Annotated in this window: 19 protein-coding genes, 1 tRNA gene and 1 riboswitch; of the genes, 9 read left to right on the forward strand and 11 right to left on the reverse strand. The window is 62.2% G+C overall.

What is annotated here, in order from left to right; genetic code table 11:
• Positions 1–185: 185 nt before the first annotated feature.
• From Q0Z94_RS01700 to Q0Z94_RS01715, 4 genes are all read left to right on the forward strand, one after another.
• A complete protein-coding gene (locus Q0Z94_RS01700; protein WP_298067033.1) occupies positions 186–1,031 on the forward strand; it encodes a fumarate hydratase in 846 nt (281 codons plus the stop codon).
• Between the two features lie 8 nt (positions 1,032–1,039).
• The gene (locus Q0Z94_RS01705; protein WP_298067034.1) at positions 1,040–1,594 is read left to right on the forward strand and encodes a Fe-S-containing hydro-lyase; all 555 of its coding nucleotides are present in this window, start codon (positions 1,040–1,042) and stop codon (positions 1,592–1,594) included.
• Between the two features lie 147 nt (positions 1,595–1,741).
• Positions 1,742–2,440 carry a flavodoxin family protein gene (locus Q0Z94_RS01710; protein ID WP_298067036.1) on the forward strand — a complete coding sequence of 233 codons (699 nt, stop codon included), beginning with the start codon at positions 1,742–1,744 and terminating at the stop codon, positions 2,438–2,440.
• Between the two features lie 24 nt (positions 2,441–2,464).
• Positions 2,465–3,589, forward strand: a complete 1,125-nt coding sequence (locus Q0Z94_RS01715) for an MBL fold metallo-hydrolase (protein WP_298067041.1) — start codon at positions 2,465–2,467, stop codon at positions 3,587–3,589.
• A 109-nt stretch (positions 3,590–3,698) separates the two neighbouring features.
• Here Q0Z94_RS01715 and clpB read toward each other — a convergent pair whose 3' ends face one another.
• The 5 genes from clpB to tyrS all read right to left on the reverse strand — a co-directional run bounded on the left by clpB (position 3,699) and on the right by tyrS (position 9,447).
• Entirely contained in the window at positions 3,699–6,308 is a 2,610-nt protein-coding gene (gene clpB / locus Q0Z94_RS01720; RefSeq protein WP_298067043.1) for an ATP-dependent chaperone ClpB, read from the reverse strand.
• 42 nt (positions 6,309–6,350) lie between these two features.
• Positions 6,351–6,656 (reverse strand): chaperone modulator CbpM, encoded by a 306-nt coding sequence (locus Q0Z94_RS01725; RefSeq protein WP_298067051.1) that lies wholly within the window; start codon positions 6,654–6,656, stop codon positions 6,351–6,353.
• Positions 6,657–6,682: 26 nt separating this feature from the next.
• Entirely contained in the window at positions 6,683–7,609 is a 927-nt protein-coding gene (locus tag Q0Z94_RS01730; RefSeq protein ID WP_298067057.1) for a DnaJ C-terminal domain-containing protein, read from the reverse strand.
• A gap of 266 nt (positions 7,610–7,875) precedes the next feature.
• The gene (locus Q0Z94_RS01735; RefSeq protein WP_298067061.1) at positions 7,876–8,235 is read right to left on the reverse strand and encodes a hypothetical protein; all 360 of its coding nucleotides are present in this window, start codon (positions 8,233–8,235) and stop codon (positions 7,876–7,878) included.
• A gap of 3 nt (positions 8,236–8,238) precedes the next feature.
• The gene (gene tyrS / locus Q0Z94_RS01740) at positions 8,239–9,447 is read right to left on the reverse strand and encodes a tyrosine--tRNA ligase (RefSeq protein ID WP_298067062.1); all 1,209 of its coding nucleotides are present in this window, start codon (positions 9,445–9,447) and stop codon (positions 8,239–8,241) included.
• Between the two features lie 185 nt (positions 9,448–9,632).
• Positions 9,633–9,777: riboswitch (FMN riboswitch) on the forward strand.
• A 94-nt stretch (positions 9,778–9,871) separates the two neighbouring features.
• On the opposite strand from tyrS, the gene ribB reads away from it, so the two are divergent.
• Positions 9,872–10,516 carry a 3,4-dihydroxy-2-butanone-4-phosphate synthase gene (gene ribB / locus Q0Z94_RS01745; protein ID WP_298067064.1) on the forward strand — a complete coding sequence of 215 codons (645 nt, stop codon included), beginning with the start codon at positions 9,872–9,874 and terminating at the stop codon, positions 10,514–10,516.
• 110 nt (positions 10,517–10,626) lie between these two features.
• Here the strand turns inward: ribB and Q0Z94_RS01750 are convergent, their stop codons facing one another.
• From Q0Z94_RS01750 to Q0Z94_RS01770, 5 genes are all read right to left on the reverse strand, one after another.
• Positions 10,627–11,613, reverse strand: coding sequence for a glycosyltransferase family 2 protein (locus Q0Z94_RS01750; protein ID WP_298067066.1), 987 nt, complete (start codon positions 11,611–11,613; stop codon positions 10,627–10,629).
• Positions 11,614–11,707: 94 nt separating this feature from the next.
• The gene (locus Q0Z94_RS01755; RefSeq protein ID WP_298067068.1) at positions 11,708–12,697 is read right to left on the reverse strand and encodes a diaminopimelate dehydrogenase; all 990 of its coding nucleotides are present in this window, start codon (positions 12,695–12,697) and stop codon (positions 11,708–11,710) included.
• Positions 12,698–13,014: 317 nt separating this feature from the next.
• Positions 13,015–14,469, reverse strand: coding sequence for an aspartate ammonia-lyase (gene aspA, locus Q0Z94_RS01760; protein WP_298067069.1), 1,455 nt, complete (start codon positions 14,467–14,469; stop codon positions 13,015–13,017).
• Positions 14,470–14,789: 320 nt separating this feature from the next.
• Positions 14,790–17,015, reverse strand: coding sequence for a ferrous iron transport protein B (gene feoB, locus Q0Z94_RS01765; protein ID WP_298067071.1), 2,226 nt, complete (start codon positions 17,013–17,015; stop codon positions 14,790–14,792).
• On the reverse strand, positions 17,015–17,254 hold the full coding sequence (locus Q0Z94_RS01770; protein WP_298067073.1) for a FeoA family protein: 240 nt from the start codon (positions 17,252–17,254) through the stop codon (positions 17,015–17,017). The genes feoB and Q0Z94_RS01770 overlap by 1 nt, the downstream gene beginning before the upstream one ends.
• 59 nt (positions 17,255–17,313) lie before the next feature.
• On the opposite strand from Q0Z94_RS01770, the gene Q0Z94_RS01775 reads away from it, so the two are divergent.
• The 4 genes from Q0Z94_RS01775 (at position 17,314) to metA (ending at position 21,297) form a co-directional block, all read left to right on the forward strand.
• Positions 17,314–18,438 carry an ABC transporter ATP-binding protein gene (locus Q0Z94_RS01775; protein WP_366517554.1) on the forward strand — a complete coding sequence of 375 codons (1,125 nt, stop codon included), beginning with the start codon at positions 17,314–17,316 and terminating at the stop codon, positions 18,436–18,438.
• Positions 18,439–18,525: 87 nt separating this feature from the next.
• Positions 18,526–18,612 (forward strand) — tRNA-Leu (locus tag Q0Z94_RS01780).
• A gap of 418 nt (positions 18,613–19,030) precedes the next feature.
• Entirely contained in the window at positions 19,031–20,314 is a 1,284-nt protein-coding gene (locus tag Q0Z94_RS01785) for an O-acetylhomoserine aminocarboxypropyltransferase/cysteine synthase family protein (RefSeq protein WP_298067075.1), read from the forward strand.
• 62 nt (positions 20,315–20,376) lie between these two features.
• On the forward strand, positions 20,377–21,297 hold the full coding sequence (metA, locus tag Q0Z94_RS01790; RefSeq protein ID WP_298067076.1) for a homoserine O-succinyltransferase: 921 nt from the start codon (positions 20,377–20,379) through the stop codon (positions 21,295–21,297).
• 491 nt (positions 21,298–21,788) lie between these two features.
• On the opposite strand, the gene Q0Z94_RS01795 is transcribed toward metA, so the two are convergent.
• Positions 21,789–22,856: a radical SAM/SPASM domain-containing protein gene (locus Q0Z94_RS01795; RefSeq protein ID WP_298067078.1), complete on the reverse strand. Its 1,068-nt coding sequence runs from the start codon at positions 22,854–22,856 to the stop codon at positions 21,789–21,791.
• Positions 22,857–22,858: the final 2 nt, after the last annotated feature.

The raw sequence follows: 22,858 nt of genomic DNA on the forward strand, positions 1-22,858 counted from the left end.
GCCGGATTTCGCCGCCACGTCCAGGGCATTCGCCCGACAAGCATTTTTCCTGCGCCGCTCATTGAAAGAACGCAGCCCGTGCAAAACGTTTTTCAAAAGCCCAACCCCTGTTCCCGCGATCCAGGCGTAGATTTTTCAGAAGAAAAGCCCTAGTATCCTGTCACGCAAAACGCAGAGGAGCGCCTATGCGAGACATTTCCTTCGATACCATCCGCGATGCCGTGGCCGAACTGTCCGTTCAGGCCTGCTGCCGCCTGCCGGAGCCGCTGCTTGAGGCCATGCGCAGAAGCTCACGGCAGGAAGCCTCTCCCACCGGGCAGGACATCCTGAAGCAGCTTCTGCTCAATGCGGACATCGCCGCCAAAGAGGACTGCCCCGTCTGTCAGGACACCGGCCTTGCCGTGGTCTTCGCCGACATCGGGCAGGAAGTGCATATTACCGGCGGACTTTTCGAGGACGCCGTCAATGCCGGAATCGCCAGGGGTTATACCGGGGGCTTTCTGCGCAAGTCCTCCGTGGCAGAACCTCTTTTTGAGCGAAAGAATACCGGCGACAACACCCCTGCCATCCTCCATATCCGCCTTGTTCCCGGCGACCGCATCCACCTGCGGCTGGCCCCCAAGGGCGCGGGAAGCGAAAACAAGGGCCGGCTGTTCATGCTGGTTCCCGCCGACGGCATCGAAGGGGTGAAAAACGCCGTTCTCGAAGCTGTACGTCAGGCCGGAGCCAGTCCCTGCCCGCCCATGGTCATCGGCGTGGGCATCGGCGGAAATATGGAAACGGCCTGTCTGTGCGCCAAACGCGCCTGCGCCCGCGACGTGGACAGCCGCAACCCCGATCCCCGCTACGCAGAGCTGGAAGATGAACTGCTCGAACTGGTCAACGGTCTCGGCACAGGACCTCAGGGACTGGGGGGAACGACCACGGCCTTCAAGGTCAATATCGAGTTCTGCGCCACGCACATCGCCAGCCTGCCCGTCGCCGTGAACATCAACTGCAACGCCGCCAGGCACGCGGAAATCGTCCTGTAGGAGGCGCCATGCTCCACCGTCTCACCACTCCCCTTTCCAAGGATACCATCCGCACACTGCGCATCGGCGACACGGCGCTCATCACGGGAACCATCTACGCCGCCCGCGATGCCGCGCACAAGCGCATGGACGAAGCCCTGGACCGCGGCGATCCGCTTCCCGCCGACCTGCGCGGGCAGCTTATCTACTACGTCGGACCCACGCCCGCCAGACCAGGACAGGCCATTGGCTCTGCCGGACCCACGACTTCAGGCCGCATGGACGCCTATACCCCGCGCCTGCTGAAGCTCGGTCTCGCCGGCATGATCGGCAAGGGCAACCGCTCTCAGGCCGTCATGGGCGCCATCAGGGAAAACGTCTGCGTCTACTTCGCCGCAACGGGCGGAGCGGGTGCACTGCTGTCCCGCTGTATCAGGAAATATACGGTGCTCGCCTACCCGGAACTCGGCACCGAAGCCTTTGCCGCCATGGAAGTCGAAGACTTTCCCGTCACGGTGGTGGCCGACTGCCGCGGCGGCGACCAGTATAAGGAAGGGAGCAGGCCCTACTGCAAGTTCTCCTGAGCTGACCCGTCGAGACGGCGTTCTCACAGGTATGCGTCTCCCACGCGCTGAGAAGATCAGGCAAAAAAATGGCGGAACTGCCTCTTTCCCCTCTCGCTGTTCTCCGGTTATGCTGTCTTCCATACCGCTGAATCTGTGAGGACGGCCATGAAGACCTCTTTAAAAAACGCCCTCCGCGGCGCCGGTGTTCACGGCATGGACAGACGCCGCTTTCTGAAAACCGCACTCGCGGTCACGGCGGGAAGCCTCGCGCTCCCCGTCTCTCCACCGCGGGCATCCCTGGCGGCGGCAGCCGCGGAAGGAGGAAAAAACGCCATGAAGATACTGGTTCTGACGGGCAGCCCACGGACGAACGGCAATTCGTGGACTCTTGCCGCCCGCTTCATTCAGGGGGCGCAGGAAGCCGGGCATGAAGTCGTACGCTTTGACGCGGCGCTGAAGAACGTCCATCCGTGCATCGCCTGCAACTCCTGCGGGATGAACGGGCCGTGCGTGTTCGAGGACGATTTCGCCTTCGTCCGGGAGCACATCGTTCCCGCCGGCCTGGTGGTCTTCGCCACGCCCATGTACTATTTCGGCTTCTCCACGCAGCTCAAGGCCGTCATCGACCGCTTCTACGCCCTGAACGGCGACTTGCACCGGCCCAAGAAGGCTGTTCTCCTGATGACCTACGCCAACACCTCCGAAAAGGAAGCCCTCCCCATACTCACCCACTATGAAGTGCTGCTGGACTACATGGGCTGGACGGATGCGGGCCGTGTCATCGCTCCGGGCGTCTGGCCTGCCGGTGCGATCAACAACACACCGTTCCCGGAACAGGCGTACCGGCTTGGCAGAAGCGTGTAGCGCCCGCAGGAAGCTCGGGACACCATGCGCAGACGCACCTTGCTGAAAATTCTGGCGGGATCCGCGCTCCTCGGCGGAGGCGGTGCGGGTGGTGCATACGCCTTCCTCGGGCAGGAAAAATTCGGCGCCCTGCCCTCGGGTGATGCGCTGCAGCGCATCCTGACCTCGCCGCACTATGCTGCCGGGGAATTTCAGAACCTGATTCCCCGGCCGATCCTGAGCAACGGCAGCAGCTTTCCCGCCGCCCTGCTCCGCTCCTTTGTCACAAAGAAAATCGCCCCGGTTCCGGCAAGTCCCGTCCCGTCAGATCCCACGGGCGTGAAAGCGCTGCGGGACGCGGGGGACGCCGTGATCTGGCTCGGCCATTCCTCCTTCCTTATCCAGCTTGCCGGATACCGCATTCTCATCGATCCGGTGTTCAGCCCCTTTGCCGCGCCGGTGTCCTTCAGCACGCGGGCCTTTCCCGGTGCCACGCCCTGCGGCGTCCGTGACATGCCGGACATCGACTGCCTGCTCATCTCCCACGACCACTGGGATCATCTGGACTACCCCACCGTTCTGGGACTCAAGCCCAAAATCAGGCGCGTACTCTGCGGGCTTGGCACCGGCGCACACTTCCGCCGCTGGGGCTTTGCGGACAGCGTCATTCAGGAAGCGGACTGGGGGGACACCCTTTCCCTGGGTCCCCATCTGCGCATCCATGTGACCACGGCAAGCCACTACTCCGGGCGTGCCCTGAGCCGTAACCAGAGCCTGTGGGCCGGATTTCTGCTGGAATCCCCGGCGCACACCATCTTCTTCAGCGGAGACAGCGGCTACTCTCCGCACTTTGCCGAACTGGGAAGACGCTTCCGCCGTATCGACCTCGCCCTGCTGGACTGCGGGCAGTACGACGAAGGCTGGCGCTTTATCCATATGACGCCTGAGGAAGCGGCGCAGGCCGCGGACGACCTCGGCGCGAGGCACCTGCTTCCGGCGCATATCGGCAAATTCTCGCTGGCGTATCACCCGTGGTACGAACCCTTCCGGCGCATCACCGCCGCTGGAGAAAACCGCGGTTTCCGTGTCATCACGCCGCTCATCGGCACTCTTGTGCCGCTCCAGGACAGACTGCCGGACTTTCCCCGCTGGTGGGAAGGCATTGCCTAGACTGGAAAAGGCACGGCACACCTCAGAAGAATGAAAAGGGGCGGACTCCTGTGAAGGAAGTCCGCCCCTTGTGACGGTCGTTGTCCGGGCTTTGGAAGCCCGGCGTTTCTCAGCTGTGCTCGAAGCGCAGGCCGCCCTGACCGTCGGGCGTCACGCGCACATGCCAGCCGTCCCGAATCTCGCCGCTGATGACCTTGCGGGCGAGAGCCGTTTCCAGGTTGTGCTGTATCCAGCGCTTGAGCGGCCTTGCCCCGTAGGCGGGATCGTAGGCGCTCTCCGCGATGAAGCGGCGGGCCTCGTCCGAGAGCTCGAGGCTGATCTTGCGGTCTTCAAGCCGCCCGCGCAGTCCTTTGATCTGCAAGTCGATGATGGCTCCCACCTGATCTGCCCGCAGCGGGTAGAACATGACGGTTTCGTCCACGCGGTTCAGAAATTCCGGGCGGAAGAAGCCGCGCAGTTCGGCCATGACCTGGTCACGCACCCCGGGCCGGAACTCTCCGTTCGCGTCGATGCCCTCCAGCATGAGCGGCGAACCGATGTTCGAGGTCATGATGACGATGGTGTTGCGGAAGTCCACGGTGCGCCCCTGGCTGTCCGTCAGGCGTCCGTCGTCCAGAAGCTGAAGCAAGGTGTTGAACACGTCGGGATGCGCCTTCTCCACCTCATCGAAGAGCACCACGCTGTAAGGCTTGCGGCGCACGGCTTCGGTGAGCTGGCCGCCCTCCTCGTACCCCACATAGCCTGGCGGCGAACCGATGAGGCGGGACACGGAGAATTTTTCCATGTACTCGCTCATGTCCAGCCGCACCATGTTGTCTTCGGTGTCGAAGAGCGCTTCGGCCAGAGCCTTGCACAGCTCGGTCTTGCCCACGCCGGTCGGTCCGAGGAAGATGAAGGAGCCAAGGGGACGATGGGGATCGGACAGCCCGGCCCGGGCGCGCAGCACCGCATCGGACACGGCCTGAACCGCCTCGTCCTGACCGATGACGCGCTCGTGCAGCCGCTGCGGCAGGAGCAGGAGCTTGTCGCGTTCGGACTGGAGCAGGCGCGTGACCGGAATACCCGTCCAGCGGGCCACGATGTCGGCCACGTCGTCGGGGGAGACTTCCTCGCGCAGCAGGCGCTTTTCCTGCTCATCGCTGACGGCTGCGGCTTTCTGCTCCGTTTCCTTCAGGGCTTTTTCCAGTTCGGGAAGTTTGCCGTACTTCAGTTCGGAAGCCTTGTTGAGGTCATACGATCTTTCGGCTTCCTCAATGGCGTGACGGGTCTGCTCGATTTCGGCCTTGATATGGCGGACGCCGTTGATCGCGCCCTTTTCCTGTTCCCAGCGTGTGCGCAGGGTGGTCTGGGTTGCGCGCAGGTCAGCCAGTTCGTTCTCCAGCTTCTGCAGGCGTTCGCGGGAGGCCTCGTCGGTCTCGCGGCGCAGGGCCTCGCGCTCAATCTCAAGCTGCATGACCTTGCGGTTGATCTCGTCCAGTTCCGAGGGCAGGGAATCAATCTCCGTGCGGATCATGGCCGCGGCCTCGTCGATGATGTCGATGGCCTTGTCGGGGAGCTGCCGGTCGGGGATATAGCGCTGCGACAGCACCACGGCTTCCACGATGGCGGAATCGCTGATGCGCACACCGTGATGGACTTCAAAGCGCTCCTTGAGTCCGCGCAGGATGGAAATGGCGTCCTCGGTTCCGGGTTCCTCCACCAGCACGGGCTGGAAGCGCCGCTCCAGCGCCGGATCCTTTTCGATGTACTTGCGGTACTCGTCGATGGTGGTGGCGCCGATGCAGTGCAGTTCCCCTCGGGCCAGCATGGGCTTGAGCAGGTTGCCCGCATCCATGGCCCCATCGGTCTTGCCCGCGCCGACGATGGTGTGCAGTTCATCAATGAACAGGATGATGCGCCCGTCCGAGTCCTGCACTTCCTTGAGCACGGCCTTGAGGCGCTCCTCGAATTCACCGCGGTACTTCGCGCCCGCGATGAGCGCGCCCATGTCCAGGGCGATGAGCCGCTTGTTCTTCAGTCCTTCGGGCACGTCGCCGTTGACGATGCGGTGGGCCAGACCTTCCACGATGGCCGTCTTGCCCACGCCGGCCTCGCCGATGAGCACGGGATTGTTCTTCGTGCGGCGGGACAGGATGCGGATGCTGCGGCGGATCTCCTGATCACGCCCGATGACGGGATCGAGCTTGCCCTTGCCCGCGGCTTCCACCAAATCCCGACCGTATTTGGCAAGCGCCTCGTAGGTCTCCTCGGGGTTGGCCGAAGTCACGCGCTGCCCGCCGCGCACCTCCGCTGCGGCGCGCAAAAAGCCCTCCTGGGTGAGCTTCTGCCGGGCGCAGATGTCCCCGAACGCGCCGCCGGCGTCCACAAGCTGCGCGAAGATATGCTCCACGCTGACGTATTCATCCTTGAGGCGGCGGGCCAGCTCTTCGGACTGTGCCAGTGCGCGGGCCAGCCGCTGGGTGATGCGGATGGACGAGGAATCCACACCGGGGCCCGTAACGGAAGGCCGTTTATCCAGAGCCTGTTCCAGCTCCGCAGCGAGGATCACGGGCTTTATGCCCATGCGTTCCACGATGCCGGGAACAAGGCCGTCTTTCTGAGTGAGCAGCGCATGGGCCAGGTGTTCGACATCCACTTCCTGATGGCTGCGGGTGAGTGCGAGATTCTGCGCTTCCTGCACGGCCTCCTGCGCCTTCATGGTCAATTTGTTGATATCCATAGGGATCCTCCTTCTCCGCAGGTTGTAGAGACCTGCGAAGTTTCAGCGTTCCAGTTCTCTCAGGCGCGTTTCCAGATCATCGATGCGATCCAGCAGATCCACGATGATGGTCCCCGCCAGCGAGGGCAGTTCAAAATCATCACAGATGCGCATGAGCTTCCTGGTGCGGTAAATGTCTGATGTGCGGAAAAGCAGCGCGTGCGCGCTCTGGCCTGACGGTTTCAGCCAGCCGAGTTCGATGAGTTCGCGGACACGTTCCGCGGGCGTGCCCGTCTGATCGAGAAATTCGGCCCAGGCCACGAATGCCGAGACTGCGGGAGAAAACGAACCAGCTCTCCTGATTGCCATACCCCACCTCGATACTTGTCACTGTGTCAATGCTGTCCGGCCAGAGCCTTCCAGAGTCTGGTCTGTTCCTCCGTCAGCTCCTCAGGCCGGGGGATGCTGATGGAAATCTCCGCGTATTCGTCGCCGCGCTTCCCGTCCGGGCCAAGTCCGCGGCCGCGCAGACGCAGCCTGCGGCCGCTGCCGCTGCCGGCGGGGATGTTCATGTCCACCGGGCCATCCAGGGTGGGCACGCGTTTTTTGACGCCGAACACCGCTTCCCACGGCTTCAGGGAGACTTCGCAGGTCACGTCCTCGCCGTCCACGCGGAAGACGGGATGCTTTGCGTAACGTATGGTCAGGTAGAGGTCTCCTGCGGGAGTGCCGGGATTGCCCTTGCCGCGCAGACGCAGCTTTCCGCCGTCCCTGATACCCGCAGGTATCCTGATCTGAAGGTTGCTGGGGCCGCCCGCGCCGGAAAGCGTCACCTGTTTGGAACCGCCCCTGCGCGCTTCCTCCAGCGTGATCTCTATCTCCGCTTCCACATCGCTGCCGCGGCGGGAACGGGGTCCGCCGAAGCCGCCGAACGCCCCGAAGGGATCCGACTGGCCGCCGAAGCCGCCGCGCCCCATCTGGCCGAAGAGCGCCTCGAAAAAGTCGCTGTTCGCGCCGCCGAAGCCGCCCTGCGCCCCGTTGAAATTGAAATGGAAATTCTCGAAGCCCGGCCCGCCGGTGAACTGCTGGCCGTCCTTCCAGTTCGAGCCGAGCTGGTCGTACATCCGGCGCTTTTCGTCGTCCTTCAGCACTTCGTAGGCTTCGTTGATATCCTTGAACTTTTCTTCCGCGGTCTTGTCGCCGGGGTTCAGATCAGGGTGATACTTTCGGGCGAGCTTCTTGTAAGCCCTGGCAATCTCGTCTCTGGAAGCCGAGCGTTCCACGCCCAGCAGCTTGTAATAGTCCTTATAAGCCACACCCATACCGTCATCTCCTGTGATACGTTCTATGCCTTCGTATCACTCTTCAGATAAGCGCGCCCTGCCCGCAGTCAAGAGGCGGAACGCGGTTCCCGCCTCTTTTCCGCCCGCAGAACCGGGCGGCGGACGCGCCTCACCCCTGGCTTCTCCCCCATGAATAAAAGCGCATGCTTCTCTGAAGGAATGGAGGTTTGCCCGAGCGCAGAGACGAAAAAAGGAACCGGCGTTTGCCGATCCCTCTTTTTTGCAGCGACATACAGCCAGCGCGTTCAGCCGCTGGACATGACCTTGCGCACCAGGATGTCCTGCTCCGGATAGAGCGGCGTGTCCGGCGTGAGCAGGCGTTCTCCGCAGGCCACGATTGCCGTACACGGACGCAATCCCAAGGCTTCGAGCAGCTTGCCCGCGTTCTTCGCCCTGCAGCGGGGGATGTCCAGACGCACGTCCTGCGGCTGAAAGCGGACGTGGATAACGCGCTGAGGCCACGGCTCGCCACCGGCGGGATGGGGTCCGTCAAGCAGACGCGCACGGCCTTCAGGCGTCATCAGCCCGGCGTCGCGGTAGGGACAGCGGCCGGGGCAGCGGTCATCGGCGCAGCGCCCGAAATGTTCAGGTTTTTCGGCGATCATGGCTTAGTTTGCGGCTTCCTCTTTGACGGTGAGCACCACGAAGCCCTTCTTGCCGTATTTCAGCGTGTATTCTCCGGCGGGCAGGGGCGTGAGCGCGTCCACGAGCTTCTCGCCGTTCACCCGCAGCGAACCGGCGGCGATCTTGCGCTTGGCCTCGCCGCGGGAGGGTGTCAGCCCCGTGGCGCTGAGTATGGCCACGGGAGAGCTTTCCGGTCCGGCGTTCACGCTCCAGGCGATGGCGTCTTCAGGAATGCCGCCCCTGGCGAACACGTTGTTGAAGCCTTCCCGCGCGGCCTGGGCGGCGGCCTCGCCGTGGTAGCGGGCCACAATCTCCAGCGCCAGCTCTTCCTTGACCAGCTTGGGATGCAGGGAACCGGAGAGCACGCGTACCTTCATGTCGGCAATCTCTTCCAGTGAGCGCGCGGAAATGAGTTCATACCAGTTCCACATAAGCTCGTCGGAAATGGACATGGCCTTGCCGAACTGATCGGCCGGGGCCTCCATGACGCCGATATAGTTGCCGTAGGACTTGGACATTTTGTGTTCGCCGTCCAGCCCCACGAGCAGCGGCATGGTCAGAACGCACTGCGCCTCCTGGCCGAAATGCCCCTGAAGATTACGTCCCATGAGCAGATTGAAGATCTGATCCGTGCCGCCCATCTCCACATCGGTGTGGAGCATGACGGAATCATAGGCCTGAAGCAGCGGGTACATGAATTCGTGGATGGCAATGGGGGCGTTCTCCTTGAAACGCTTGGCGAAATCATCGCGCTCCATCATGCGGGCCACGGTGCAGCAGGACATGAGGTGGAGAAAGTCCGCGGGCTTCAGCTGATCGCCCCAGGTGGAATTGAAGGCCACGGTGGTGGCGGCGGGGTCGAGGATCTTGAACACCTGTTCCTTGTAGGTCTCGGCGTTCGCCTTCACCTGTTCTTCCGTGAGCGGAGGACGGGTTTTGGACTTTCCGGAAGGATCGCCGATGCGGCCCGTGAAATCGCCGATGAGGAAGGTCACGCTGTGGCCCAGCTCCTGAAACTGGCGCATCTTGTGTATGACCACGGTGTGGCCGAGGTGCAGATCCGGCGCGGTGGGGTCGAAGCCCACTTTAATGTTCAGGGGCTTGTTTCCGGCCAGTTTTTTGCGGAGATCCTCTTCATTCACGAGATCCACGATACCGCGGCGAATGATCTTCACCTGTTCGTCAATAGTCACTGAAAGGCTCCTGCCGTCATGGCGGCCGTAAAGTTGATGGAATGTTCCCTTGCCCCGCAGTTCTAAAGAGGCGCGTGGAACTTTTTATATTCGCAGGAAAAACAGCTCCTGTCAATTCATGGTGATCCGGTTTTGCGAAACGCGGGTTCCCTCTTGACAGACCACGGGAACAGGATAAACAAAGGGAAGATTCTCAGGGCGGGGTGAAAGTCCCCACCGGCGGTAATCGGAACCATGCCGAAAGCCCGCGGGCGGCGCTTCCCGTGAAGAGCCGCAGATCCGGTGCAAGTCCGGGGCCGACGGTAACAGTCCGGAAGAAAGAGAAAAGATCCCCTGTTCCCGGCATGTGCCGGGGGCGTCTCTCCTCTCTCACAGCGCCTCATGCCGCCCTGATGCCGGACATTTTCCCTCCAAGGAGCTTGTCATGCGTCAGCCCTCTCTCCTCGAATCCTTCGGAAACCCCACAGAACGCGTGGAACGGGCCGTCGCCGCCCTGAAAAGCGGTAACGGCGTACTCATCGTCGACGATGAAGACCGCGAGAACGAAGGCGATCTCATCTACGCTGCCGAGACGCTCACGCCTCAGCAGATGGCTCTGCTCATCCGCGAATGCAGCGGCATTGTCTGCCTCTGCCTCACGGATGAAAAAGCCGACGCCCTCGATCTGCCGCCCATGGTGCTGAACAACACCAACCACAATCACACAGCCTTCACCGTGACCATAGAAGCGGCCGCCGGCGTGACCACCGGCGTTTCCGCCGCCGACCGTGTGACCACCATCAAGGCCGCCATCGCGCCTTCCGCGAAGCCGGAAGACCTCTGCCGCCCGGGGCACGTCTTTCCCCTGCGCGCCAGGCCCGGCGGCGTGCTCGAACGCCGCGGCCACACGGAAGTCACCGTGGATCTCTGCCGCATGGCCGGACTCACGCCCGCGGGCGTACTCTGCGAACTCACGCTTGAAGACGGCACCATGGCCCGCCTGCCGGAAGTGGCGGCCTTTGCGCGGGCTCACGGAATGCCGCTGGCCTCGGTGGACGACGTGGCGCGCTACCGCATAGAACACATGTAGGCCTGCGGCAAAACAGTAAGAATCTCCGGGCCTGTTCCCTGTGCGGAACGGGCCTTTTTGTTCAGTGGGAACTGTCAAACCGAAAGACGGAAGAAAAAAGGACGCGCCCGCTAGAGCTTTCCCGCAGCGCCGTCCAGGGCCGCACGCATGACCATGCGGAAACGGCCGCGGCGGGAACGGAAGGTATGCCAGGAAAATGGCAGAGCCAGCAGCATGAGCAGCGCGGCCAGCGGGCGTTCCCGGCGCAGCAGGTAGAAACGGGCGCGGATAAAGGCCTGATCGTCTCCGGGATTGAGTTCTGGATCGTCGGTCACGCTCAGGAAGGGCGTGAGCCCAGCGGTGGAGCAGCTCATGCGGCGCACGATGGCCCCGGGCGCCCAGTTCAGGGCGTACCCGGCACGGCGGGCGCGAAGCCCGTATTCCACGTCTTCAAAGAAAATATTGAAGCGTTCATCGAAAAGCCCGATGTCTTCAGCCATTTCGCGGGTGATGAGGCAGGAGGCGTCCGAAACATAGTCCAGCCGTTTCGCAAGCGCGGCGCGCTCCGTCAGTCCGTGGCGCTCAAGGCCCTTGTCCAGCGGAATCTGATCGCCCGTCCAGCGGCTCCAGCGGCCGCCTGCGGCGCATTCAAGGTAATCGGTATTCTCCACAAGCTGCGTGGATCCGACCATGCCGATGGGCAGACTGCCACCCGTTTCTTCCAGATGGCGCAAAAGCGCCGCCAGGGCGAAGCTCTCAGGCCGGACATCGTTGCGCAGCAGCCAGAAGGCGCGGCAGCCGCGGTCATACAGCAGGAAGCGCATACCCGTGTTCATGGCTCCGGCTACGCTCTCCTTGTCCTCGCTGCGGATAAGCACCAGCTCCGCACCCGTGGTGTCGCTGCCGTAAACCTCGATGGGTGCGGGCAGACCGCTGCGTTCGGCAAGTTCGGTCCAGCCTTCGAGGATGCGGTCGGCCACCTCGTTGTCCGAACCGTTGTCGCAGACAACGATACGCCCGGGCAGGCCGGTCTGGGCATGGACGCATTCCAGACAGTGCAGCGTGTTTTTCCAGTCGTTGTACGTCACTATGATGACGCCGACTTCCGTATGTTCCATGCTCGCCCCTCCAGACTCAACTACACGGCTTCGGGCCGCGCCCTCCGTCAGGACTCAGAAGAACGCGGCCTTCCGCCTTTCACGTTTCGGGAAATCAGAGCATGTGCGCTCTCAGGAAATCGCCGTCATGGGGAGACAGCAGCGCCGGCGCGATGTCGAACACCGTCCGCGCGCCGCTCTCGCCCTTGCGGGAAAGCCGGTACGCGGCGCGGGCATAGGCGGCCAGCACGCTGGACGTGAACTCCGGGTTCGAGCCAAGTTTCAGGGAATACTCGATGACGTGGCGGGTCTCTCCGTTCGCGCCCGTGGAGCCGGTACGGATGACGAAGCCGCCGTGCGGGATGCCCTTGTGTTCGCGGTTCAGCTCTTCCTGGGTGATGAAGGTCACCGTGGTGTCATAGTCGGCAAAGTAGTTGGGCATGGTTTTGATTTCATGCTCGATGGCGGCCTTGTCCGCGCCTTCCGCGGCCACAACGAAGCACTCGCGTGTGTGCTTCTGGCGGGTGGAAAGTTCAGGCTCGCCGCCGCTGCGCACGGCGTCCATGGCGGCCTGTACGGGCACGGTGTACTGACGGGCGTCCAGCACGCCCTTGATGCGGCGGATGGCGTCGGAATGGCCCTGGCTCACCCCGCGGCCCCAGAAGGTATAGTCGTGTCCCTGGGGAAGAATGCAGTTGGCGTACAGGCGGTTCAGAGAAAACATGCCGGGATCCCAGCCCACGGAAATAATGCCCACGGTGCCCGCCTGCCTTGCCGCAGTGTCCACGGCCTTGAAATGATCCGGGATGTGGGCGTGGGTGTCGAAGCTGTCCACAACGTTGAACAGCGCGGCGAGCTGGGGCGTCTGCACGGGAAGATCCGTGGCGCTGCCCCCGCAGAGGATGAGGACGTCGATCCTGCCCTTCCAGGAAGCCGCATCCGCCAGCGGACAGACGGGGACGCCTTGCGTGAGTATCTTCACGCTGGCGGGATTGCGGCGGGAAAACACCGCCGCCAGTTCCTGATCGGGGTTGGCGGCCACGGCCAGTTCCACGCCGCGGCCCAGGTTGCCGTAGCCGGCGATGCCAATTCTTATCTTATCCATGATGCGCTCCAGGACTAAGTTTACAGATGGGTTTCAGGGTACGGGAATCAGTGCGGAAGTTCAAGAAGAAAAGCCTGACCCGTGAGCGCCGCGTCCCGCTCCCCGAAGAGTGCCGGGCACACCGAAACGGGACAAGGAGGGCTTCCCATACCCCACCAGGACAGAGCGCCGAGGGCCTTTCCAGGCGTTCAGCGGCAGTTCCCGCGGTTTTCCGTCCGATCCCCCCATCCGCTGCCGGCAGAAGCCGCGGCGCGGAACACGTCCGGCGCCGGGAAACAAACCTTCTTCCCTTTCCTGTGTTCCAGGAACAGCACCCGCTATCCATCGAGGCCCTTTTCCTTCAGGTGCGCCTCGATCTCCCGCTTGAGCTCCGTGTCTTCTCCGGGCTGGAGCATACGGTCGGGGCTGAGAACCGCGTCGATCTGATCCCCGGTCATGTAGCCGTGGCGGATGACAAGATCATAGACAGACGCGCCTGAGTTCAGGGCCTCACGCGCCACGGCGGAACAGCGTTCGTATCCGATGTAGGGCGTCAGGGCTGTCACCAGCCCGATGGCGTTCTTCATCATGGAGGCGCAGCGTTCCGCGTTGGCCGTGATACCGTCCACGCAGAGGTCGCGCAGGGTGTGGCAGGCACGCCCGAGATGGAGCAGCGAGGAGAACAGGGAATAGGCGATGACAGGTTCCATGGCGTTCAGTTCAAGCTGTCCGGCCTCCGCAGCCATGGAGATGGTGACATCCTTGCCGATAACATCGAAGCAGACCTGATTCACCACCTCAGGAATGACCGGATTCACCTTGCCGGGCATGATGGAAGAACCGGGCTGACGGGGCGGCAGGTTGATTTCGTTGAAGCCGCAGCACGGCCCGGAAGACAGCAGGCGGAGGTCATTGCAGATTTTGGAGAGCTTCACGACAAAGCGCTTGAGCAGGCCGGAAATCTGGACATAGGCTCCGGCATCGAAGGTGGCTTCCACCAGATTTTCCGCCGGAAACACCGGCAGTCCGGAAAGATCCGCAAGGCGTCTCGTCACCAGCGCGGCATAGCCCCGGGGCGTGTTGATGCCCGTGCCGATGGCCGTGGCCCCCATGTTGATGTCGCTGATCTGTTCGCGTCCTTCGCCCACGCGCCGGATGTCCTCGCTGATGGTGGCGGCCCAGGCGGAAAACTCCATGCCCAGCGTCATGGGCACGGCGTCCTGCATCTGCGTGCGGCCCATCTTGAGGACATTCCGAAACTCCTCGGCCTTCAGGGCGAAGCCGTCCCGCAGGTACTCCATGTCCTTCATGAAGTCGGTAAGCATGGTGTACAGGGCCAGCCGGATGGCCGTGGGATAGACATCGTTGGTGGACTGGGAGCAGTTGACGTGATTATTGGGGTGGCAGAACTGATACTCGCCCTTGTTCCGTCCCATAAGTTCCAGCGCAATGTTGGCGATCACCTCGTTGGCGTTCATGTTGCACGACGTGCCCGCGCCGCCCTGAAACACGTCCACGGGGAACTGATCTGCGTATTCTCCGGCGATGAGCCTGTCGCAGGCCAGGCAGATATACCTGCCGATCTCATCGGGGAGCGCGCCCAGCTCCATGTTGGCCAGTGCCGCGGCCTTCTTGACATAGCCGAAAGCCTGCACAAAGCGCGGCAGGGAAGAAATTCTGATTCCCGAAATCTGAAAGTTCTCCACGGCCCTGCTGGTCTGGATGCCGTAATAGGCGCCGGCGGGAATGTCCAGTTCTCCCAAAAAATCGTGTTCTCTGCGTGTGGCGGGCATGGCTTTCTCCTCGATGCGGCAGTTGTTCCGTGCCGCGGCCTCACCGCCGCTCTCCAGTAAAGCGGAGCCGGGGCCATCTGCGGGGGCTGTCTGTCCGCAAAGCGCCGCGCTCTCCGCGGACAGGCAAAGGCATGGTACAGGGCGGCCCGTCCGGAAGCAAGCCCTTATGCCGAAAAGCGCCTGGGAAAACGCCGTTCTCAAGGAAATTCCCGGCTCACTGCTCCCCGGCAGACGCGGAACTTTTCGCCGGAAAGCCTTCGGACAGCGTGCCAAAAGACCGGCACGGAGAGATTTCGCTGCTGAGAAGCGTTTCCGTGGCTTCAGATCAGGCGTATGAGTATCTGGTAAGCGGCTGTGGCCACGGCCAGCGCCACGCCCGTATTGAAGGCGAAGCTGAACACGGCCCAGCCGGTGGAGCCGGTCTCCATGCGGATGGTCGCCAGACTGACCACGCAGGGGGCGTACAGGAGCACAAAGAGCAGGAAGGCCGTCACCGAGGCGATGTTCCATTTCTTGTCTCTGGCGATGAAGGACGACAGGCTGGTCTCGGCCTCCCGCTCATCGTACAGGGAATAGGCCGTGCCCAGAGTCGTCACAATGACTTCCTTGGCCGCCAGCCCTCCCAGCAGGGAAATATTGGCCTCCCAGCCAAAACCAGCGTAGCGCGTCAGCGGGGCCAGAGCCTCGCCGATCCGTCCCGCCGCCGTGCAGCGCAGCCTTTCTTCGCTGAAGCGCCGGTTCTCGGCGGACAGCGCCGCATCGAGCGCCGCTTTTGCATCTCTGTCAAGGCTCGCCTCCGCAAGCTGCGCCTGCAATCCGGCGATGGCGGAAGCGTGTTCGGCGACCTGTGCTTCGGGAAGCTGCGGATAGGTCATGGCCGCCCAGACCAGAATGGAGATGGCCAGGATGACGGTGCCGGCCTTCTTCAGGTACTGCCAGGTACGCTCACCGGCGTGGATGATCATCCCCTGCATGGTGGGCAGGCGGTAGGGAGGCAGCTCCATGACGAAGGGCGTGGCCGCGCCCTTGATAACGGAAGAACGCAGGAAGCGGGCCGCAAGCATGGCCACGATCCAGCCCGTGAGTGTCAGGCCGAACATGACGAGGGCTTCGTGTCCGGGGAAAAACACCCCGGCGAACACGATGAACACGGGAAGCTTGGCGCCGCAGGCCATGAACGGAACCGTGAGCAGCGTGGCCAGTTTTTCGCGGGGACTGCGCAGTGTGCGCGCGGCCATGATACCAGGAACCGCGCAGCCGCCGGCGATGCCTCCGCCCAGAATATAGGGAACCACGGAGGCCCCGTGCAGGCCGAAGATGCGAAAGATGCGATCCAGCATATAGGCCATGCGCGCCATGTACCCCGAATCCTCAAGAATGGCGATCTGCATGAAAATCAGCAGGATGAGCGGCACGAAGCACATGACGCCCCCCACTCCGTCGATGATGCCGGACATGAACATGGACTTGAGCGCGCCGTCCGGCATGGTGACGTCCACCGCGCCGTGCATCCAGTCGAAGAGAGCCGAAACCCACTGCATGGGGTATTCGCCCAGCGTGAAGGTAATGCGGTACATCAGATACATGATGAACAGCATGATGAGCGGACCCAGAAGCTGATGCGTCAGGATGCGGTCGGCACGATCCGAAAAGTCCATGCGGTGGGCCACATCGTCACGGCGCACCACCACACCGCGCAGCAGTGAACTGATGTAGCCGTAGCGGTAGTCGGCGATGATGGCTTCCGCGCTGGTTCCCAGCGTGGCGTGCAGATGGTCGTCCACCTCATCGAGGTGCTCGCGCACATGCTTCATGATTTCGGGGTAGTGCTGGCTAAGGTCGGTCAGAATCTCCTGATCGCTCTCCAGGAGCTTCAGGGCGAGCCAGCGCGTGGGATACGGATGGCAGCCCACATGCTCCGCCTCCAGCGACTCGGTGAGATGCTCCAGCAGCGGGTCGAGATCCGGCCCGTAGGAAATGTGCAGGGACTCCCAGTCCGCTCCTTCGCGTGTGCGCCCGAACTCCAGCGAGCGGGCAAGGTATTCATCAAGCCCCTTGCCGCTGCGCGCCACGGTCTCCACCACGGGCACGCCAAGGCGCTGTTCCAGGAGCGGCACGTCGATGGTCATGCCCATGGCGCGGGCTTCGTCAATCATGTTCAGGCCCACGGAGGTGGGAACGCCCATCTCCATGAGCTGGACAACGAGGTAAAGATTGCGTTCCAGTGCTCCGGCGTTGAGCAGTGCCATGACCGCCAGCGGCTTTTCCTCGCCGATGACGCGCCGAGCCACCCGCTCTTCTTCCGTATAGGCGGTGAGGGAATAGGCTCCGGGCAGGTCGATGAGCCGGACGCTCTCCCCGTGGCAGTGGGCAACGCCCTCCTTTTTCTCCACGGTGATGCCGGGATAGTTGCCCACATGCTGGCGCGAACCTGTAAATGCGTTGAAGGAGGTCGTTTTTCCCGAATTGGGATTGCCGGCCAGCGCCAGCGTGGGCAGGCCGCCGTCTCCACGCTTCACCCCGGAAGAGCGATGAAAATAGGACATTAGTCGAGAAGCTCCACAGTGATAAAGTCGGCTTCGTTGTTCCGCAGGCTCAGGGTGAAACCGGGCAGACGCAGCGCGACGGGGTCGCGCAGGGGAGCGCGGCCTATGACCTCGACTTCGGCGCCCGTGACCAGTCCCATGTCCCGGATGCGGCGGCCAAGTTCGCCGTCGGCGCGGACGGATGCAATACGGGCCTTCTGCCCGACAGGAAGAGAACGAAGAGGAATGGGAGAACTCATTGCAGCGTCCTTGCTACGTTGTTTGACCACAGGCGCTTTCGCAGACCACCGAAGCGATCATGAACGCCGAACGGCTGTGGAAAGCCTTGCCCGCAACGTTAGACTTCCCTGAGCACCTTGTCAAATCATCCCGCGCCCGCCTTGCTCATCGTTCTGAGCTGTGGCATAGTGCAGACGCGCCCTGGCTCAGCAATTTTCCCTTCTTCATTAATAGGATTAACGGCATGACGACACGCCCGCTTCTCGATGTGCAGGATCTCACCGTCTCCTTCGGCGATACGCCCGTGGTGCGCCGTGTCAGCTTCCAGCTCGAAAAGGGCCGTGTCCTCTGTCTCGTGGGCGAATCCGGCTCCGGAAAGAGCATGACCGCGCTTTCCGTCATACGCCTTGTGCCTGCCCCGGGGCACATCGCTTCAGGCCGACTGCTCTTCGATGGCGAAGACCTCCTGTCCCTGCCCGAACGCGAGATGCGCAGCCGCCGGGGACGGGATCTCTCCATGATCTTTCAGGAACCCATGACCTCGCTGAATCCGGTGCTGACCATAGGCCGCCAGATCGCCGAGCCGCTGGAAATACACCAGGGGCTTTCCCGCCGTGAAGCGCTGGAAAGGGCCGCCGAACTGATGGAACTCGTGGGCATACCGGATCCCGGCAGACGCCTGGGCGATTACCCGCACCAGTTTTCCGGCGGGATGCGTCAGCGTGCCATGATTGCCATGGCACTGGCCTGCTCTCCCCGGCTGCTCCTCGCCGATGAACCGACAACGGCTCTGGACATCACCATACAGGGGCAGATACTGCGGCTTCTTGGGCTCCTTGCCCGTGAACGGAACATGGGAACACTGCTCATCACGCACGATCTGGGCGTGGTGGCGGAGACGGCCGACGACGTCGCCGTCATGTACGCCGGAGAACTGGTCGAGACGGCCCCAGCTGCGGAACTGCTCGCCCGCCCTCTGCACCCTTACACTCAGGCGCTCATGACCTGCGCGCCGCTGGTGGGCAGCCACGAACGCCGCCGTCTGCCCTCCATCCCCGGCAATGTTCCCCTGCCCTCAGCCCTGCCGGAGGGATGCAGCTTCCGTCCCCGCTGCTCCCGCGCCGCAAGACAGTGCCTGCAGCCGCCGGCCTTCGCGGAAGCCGCTCCAGGCCGCCGCGTCCGCTGCTGGTTCCCGGAAGACTGAGCTTCTGAACACACAGGAAAAAAATTTTTCCTCCCTCGAAAAAAAAGACTTGCCAAAGGCAAGCAAATCGTCTATCAACATTCCTGCGCCGAAGTGGTGAAATTGGTAGACACGCTAGGTTCAGGGTCTAGTTCTCGCAAGGGAGTAGGAGTTCGACTCTCCTCTTCGGCACCAGCAAAAAACAAAAAGAAAAGGCTGAAGTCACGATGATTTCGGCCTTCTCTTTTTTGTGCCCGAAGTCCATCCTTCGGCTCGGCAATGAGTCCGCCTCAAACGGATAGGGATACGTTACTCCCTTCCCGATGAAAACTCTTCACCGCTGACGCCTGCAAACAGCTCAAAAGCTCATTTTCCGCTGGTGATTCGCGTCCCGAAGTCCCCTTGCAGTCTTTCCCCGCCGCCATCCCTCTCCTTTTTCTCCAATACCGCCCCAGGGTTGACAGGAGACGCCGCCCAACTATATAAGGATTTGTGGATATAGTGGTATACTTGTCCGTTCTGCAGTCACGGGCTGGACAATACCGACTTCCCTCTCCCCCGTTTCGGAGGCGAGGTCTTTTTTCGCAGGTTCCCAACACTGAGGATCACAAGCATGAGCAGGCATATCGAAACCATCTGCGTTCAGGGGGGATACACCCCTGCCAACGGCGAACCCCGCCAGATTCCCATCATCCAGAGCACGACCTTCAAGTACGACACCAGCGAGGATATGGGCAAACTCTTCGATCTCGAAGCCAGCGGCTATTTCTACACCCGTCTCCAGAATCCCACCAACGATTACGTCGCCGCCAAGATCGCTCAGATGGAGGGCGGAACTGCCGCCATGCTCACGTCTTCCGGCCAGGCTGCCTCGTTCTTCAGCGTCTTTAATCTGGCGAGTGCGGGCGACCACATCGTCTCCTCCTCCACCATCTACGGCGGGACGTACAACCTCTTTGCCGTCACCATGAAGCGTATGGGCATAGAGTTCACCTTCGTGACGCCCGACTGCTCCGACGAAGAACTGGAAGCGGCTTTCCGGCCCAACACCAAGGCCGTATTCGGCGAAACCATTGCCAACCCGGCACTGACCGTCCTCGACATCGAACGCTTCGCCAAAGCTGCCCACGCCCACGGCGTACCGCTGATCATCGACAACACCTTCGCGACGCCGGTAAACTGCCGGCCCATCGAATGGGGAGCCGATATCGTCATTCACTCCACCACCAAATATATGGACGGCCACGGCGCGGGCGTCGGCGGCTGCATCGTTGATTCAGGCAAGTTCGACTGGATGGCCCATGCCGAGACCTTCCCCGGCCTGTGCACACCTGACGAAAGCTATCACGGCATCACCTACGCCACCAAATTCGGCAACGCCGGAGCCTTCATCACCAAGGCCACCGCACAGCTCATGCGCGACTTCGGCTCCATCCAGTCTCCCCAGAACGCCTTTCTGCTGAATCTGGGGCTGGAGAGCCTGCACCTGCGCATGGCCCGCCACTGCGCCAACGGTCTTGCCGTTGCGAAATTCCTGAGTGCGCATGACCAGGTGGACTGGGTGAACTACCCCGACCTGCCCGGCGACAAGTATCACGCGCTCGCCCAGAAATACCTGCCCAACGGCTCCTGCGGCGTGGTGAGCTTTGGCGTCAAGGGCGGCCGCAAGGCAGCTGAGAACTTCATGAAGCACCTGCGCGTGGCCGCCATCGAAACTCACGTGGCCGATGCGCGCACCTGCTGCCTGCACCCCGCCAGCGCAACTCACCGCCAGATGAATGACGAGGAACTGCGCAAGTGCGGCATTTCGCCCGAACTGGTGCGCTTCTCCTGCGGTATCGAGAATGCGGAAGACCTGATCGCAGACATTGACCAGGCCCTCGCCGCCAACCGCTGACCCCAGGAGGCCCCCGCAAGGGGGCCTTTCCGCCTCCGCTCCCTCCCTTTTTGGAGAAAACCATGCCGATCAAGATCCCTAACGAGCTTCCCGCCGTAAAAACGCTCAATCAGGAAAATATCTTCGTCATCACCGAGACCCGCGCCATTACACAGGATATTCGTCCGCTCAAAATACTCCTGCTCAACCTGATGCCAACGAAAATCGCCACGGAGACGCAGCTCTCCCGGCTGCTCGGCAACACACCGCTTCAGGTGGAACTGGAACTCATCCACACGAAAAGCCACGAATCCAGAAACACGCCGCGCAGCCATCTGCTTTCCTTCTACAAAACCTTTGATGACGTGAAGGACAACAATTACGACGGCATGATCATCACCGGCGCGCCCGTGGAACTCATGCCCTTTGAAGAAGTGGAATACTGGCAGGAACTCTGCGAAATCATGGAATGGAGCAAGAACCACGTCCACAGCACCTTCCACATCTGCTGGGGCGCACAGGCCGGGCTTTACTACCATTACGGGATACAGAAGCGCCTGCTGCCGCACAAGATCTCCGGCATCTACCCGCATCAGGTGGATCACACCGGCTCCATACTCTTCCGCGGCTTCGACGACGTGTTCCTGGTTCCGCACTCCCGCAACACCACCATAGACCGCGCCGACATCGAGCGCGAACCGGCGCTCAAACTCCTCGCCTCCTCGCCCGTGGCCGGGGTGTACGCCCTGTCCACCAGGAACGGAAAACAGATTTTCATCACCGGGCACTCGGAATACGATGCGGATACCCTGAAGCTGGAATACCAGCGCGATCTCGCCGCCGGGCTGAATCCCAAGGTGCCGGAAAACTACTTCCCCGGCGACGACCCCGCGCAGACCCCGCGCATGACCTGGCGCGCCCACGCGCACCTGCTCTACGCCAACTGGCTGAATTACTTCGTCTACCAGTCCACGCCCTACGACCTCAAAGACCTGACGAAATAACCGGTTGGTGCGAAAAGGCGCTCCTTCTCCAGTACAGTTTCATCAAAAATTCCTTTGTGATTTGAGACCTCCCCCTTCAGGAGGAAAGAGTAGCTGACAAAACGGCGAAGCCGATGAAATCCTTTTCCGTAACCTCTCCCCTGGCTGCCGGACGGTGCGGCGTGTGCACCGCTGACAGCGGGCAGGCCGCGCGCAATCGGGCTTTGCCCGCTCAAGCATCTTTGCGGCCAGCTCGCGGGGCATGAGGGGCAATCCGTTCCTATCCTTGACCGCCGGAGGCACGGCGTGTGCGCCGCTGATAGCGAACGTGTTTGTCCGGCTTCTGCCGGCAAACATGGTTACACCGCCGGAGCGGGGCAGTCGGTTGCGGAGTCAGCCGGCGGATGGGGGCGACTGTGGATTGAAACATTCGCCTTATCTGCGCTGACGGATAAACGAGAGAGAGTCTGACACTGTCTTCAGCGTTTCCCTTCCCGTCACACACCAGGACATCAGCGCGGCTGCGGCTCCGTCCTGCGTAAGGCGCACGGAGCCTCAAAGCGCTTGGCGCAGGAACGGCAGGCCTGCGGCGGCTCCGCGGTCTGCACGCTGCTGCGGAAAGCCGCGTATTCGGGCTTGTTCCATATCTCCAGAGGATTTTCACGGGACACCTCGCCAAACACTGTCCGGCGCGGCTGTGATCCCTGTGTGGGTACGTTCAGATAGACGCAGGGAGAGACCTGCCCTTCGGCGTCCACATACATGGTGCGGTGAACCCGTTCACGGCAGGAGGGGGCGGGGTGTTCCGCCGGAAGCGAGGCAAAGAAGTCCCTTCCTGACGCCCGCACGCGCTTCCCGGCCTCTTCCAGAACAATGCGCGCCTTTTCGATCTTCTCCCGTTCATGGGGCGCGAAGGCTTCCTCTGCCAGTGCGGGCGAAGGAACGTAATCCATAGTGCTGACCACGGCGGCGTGAACGTCCCAGCGCTCCATAAGCTCCGGCAGACGGCGGACATCCTCGATCTGCGAGGCCAGCATGAGGTAGGCGAGGTGAATTTCCAGATGCACACCGTTCTTCGCCTTACGCACCTTCTGAAGTGTGCGCACCGATTCTTCCACACGGGCGAAGGGCACACCGGCTCTGGCCCGGCTGCTCGCTTCGTCCGTTCCCGTCAGGGAAAAGGCAAGAATGTCGATGCCGCTGGACACGATGCGCGCGGCCAGAGCTTCGTCCATGTACAGTCCGCAGGTCGTTGTAGAGACGCTGCATTCGGCGCGGCGGGCAAGCCCCACGAAGTCCAGAAAATACGGGTGCAGGAACGGTTCTCCCCAGCCCTGAAGATGGATGCGCGATGCCTTCAGCATCATGGGCCAGAGTGCGGCGAAGACTTCCGGTGACATGTGCCGCGCCTTCCACAGACTGCCCTCCGTGGTGTGCGGGCAGTAGACACAGCGCCCCGCGCAGCAGGAAGTCACTTCCACCTGAAGGCATTCCAGTTCCCGCGGGCGCACCAGCTCCCGCAGGCTTTGCAGTATTCCCGGCCCCTTGAGCGGCCTGAAGATTTCGGCGGGCGAAGGCATGC

Origin of the sequence: uncultured Mailhella sp., assembly GCF_947631555.1 — a bacterium.
In the GTDB taxonomy this organism is placed as follows: domain Bacteria; phylum Desulfobacterota; class Desulfovibrionia; order Desulfovibrionales; family Desulfovibrionaceae; genus Mailhella.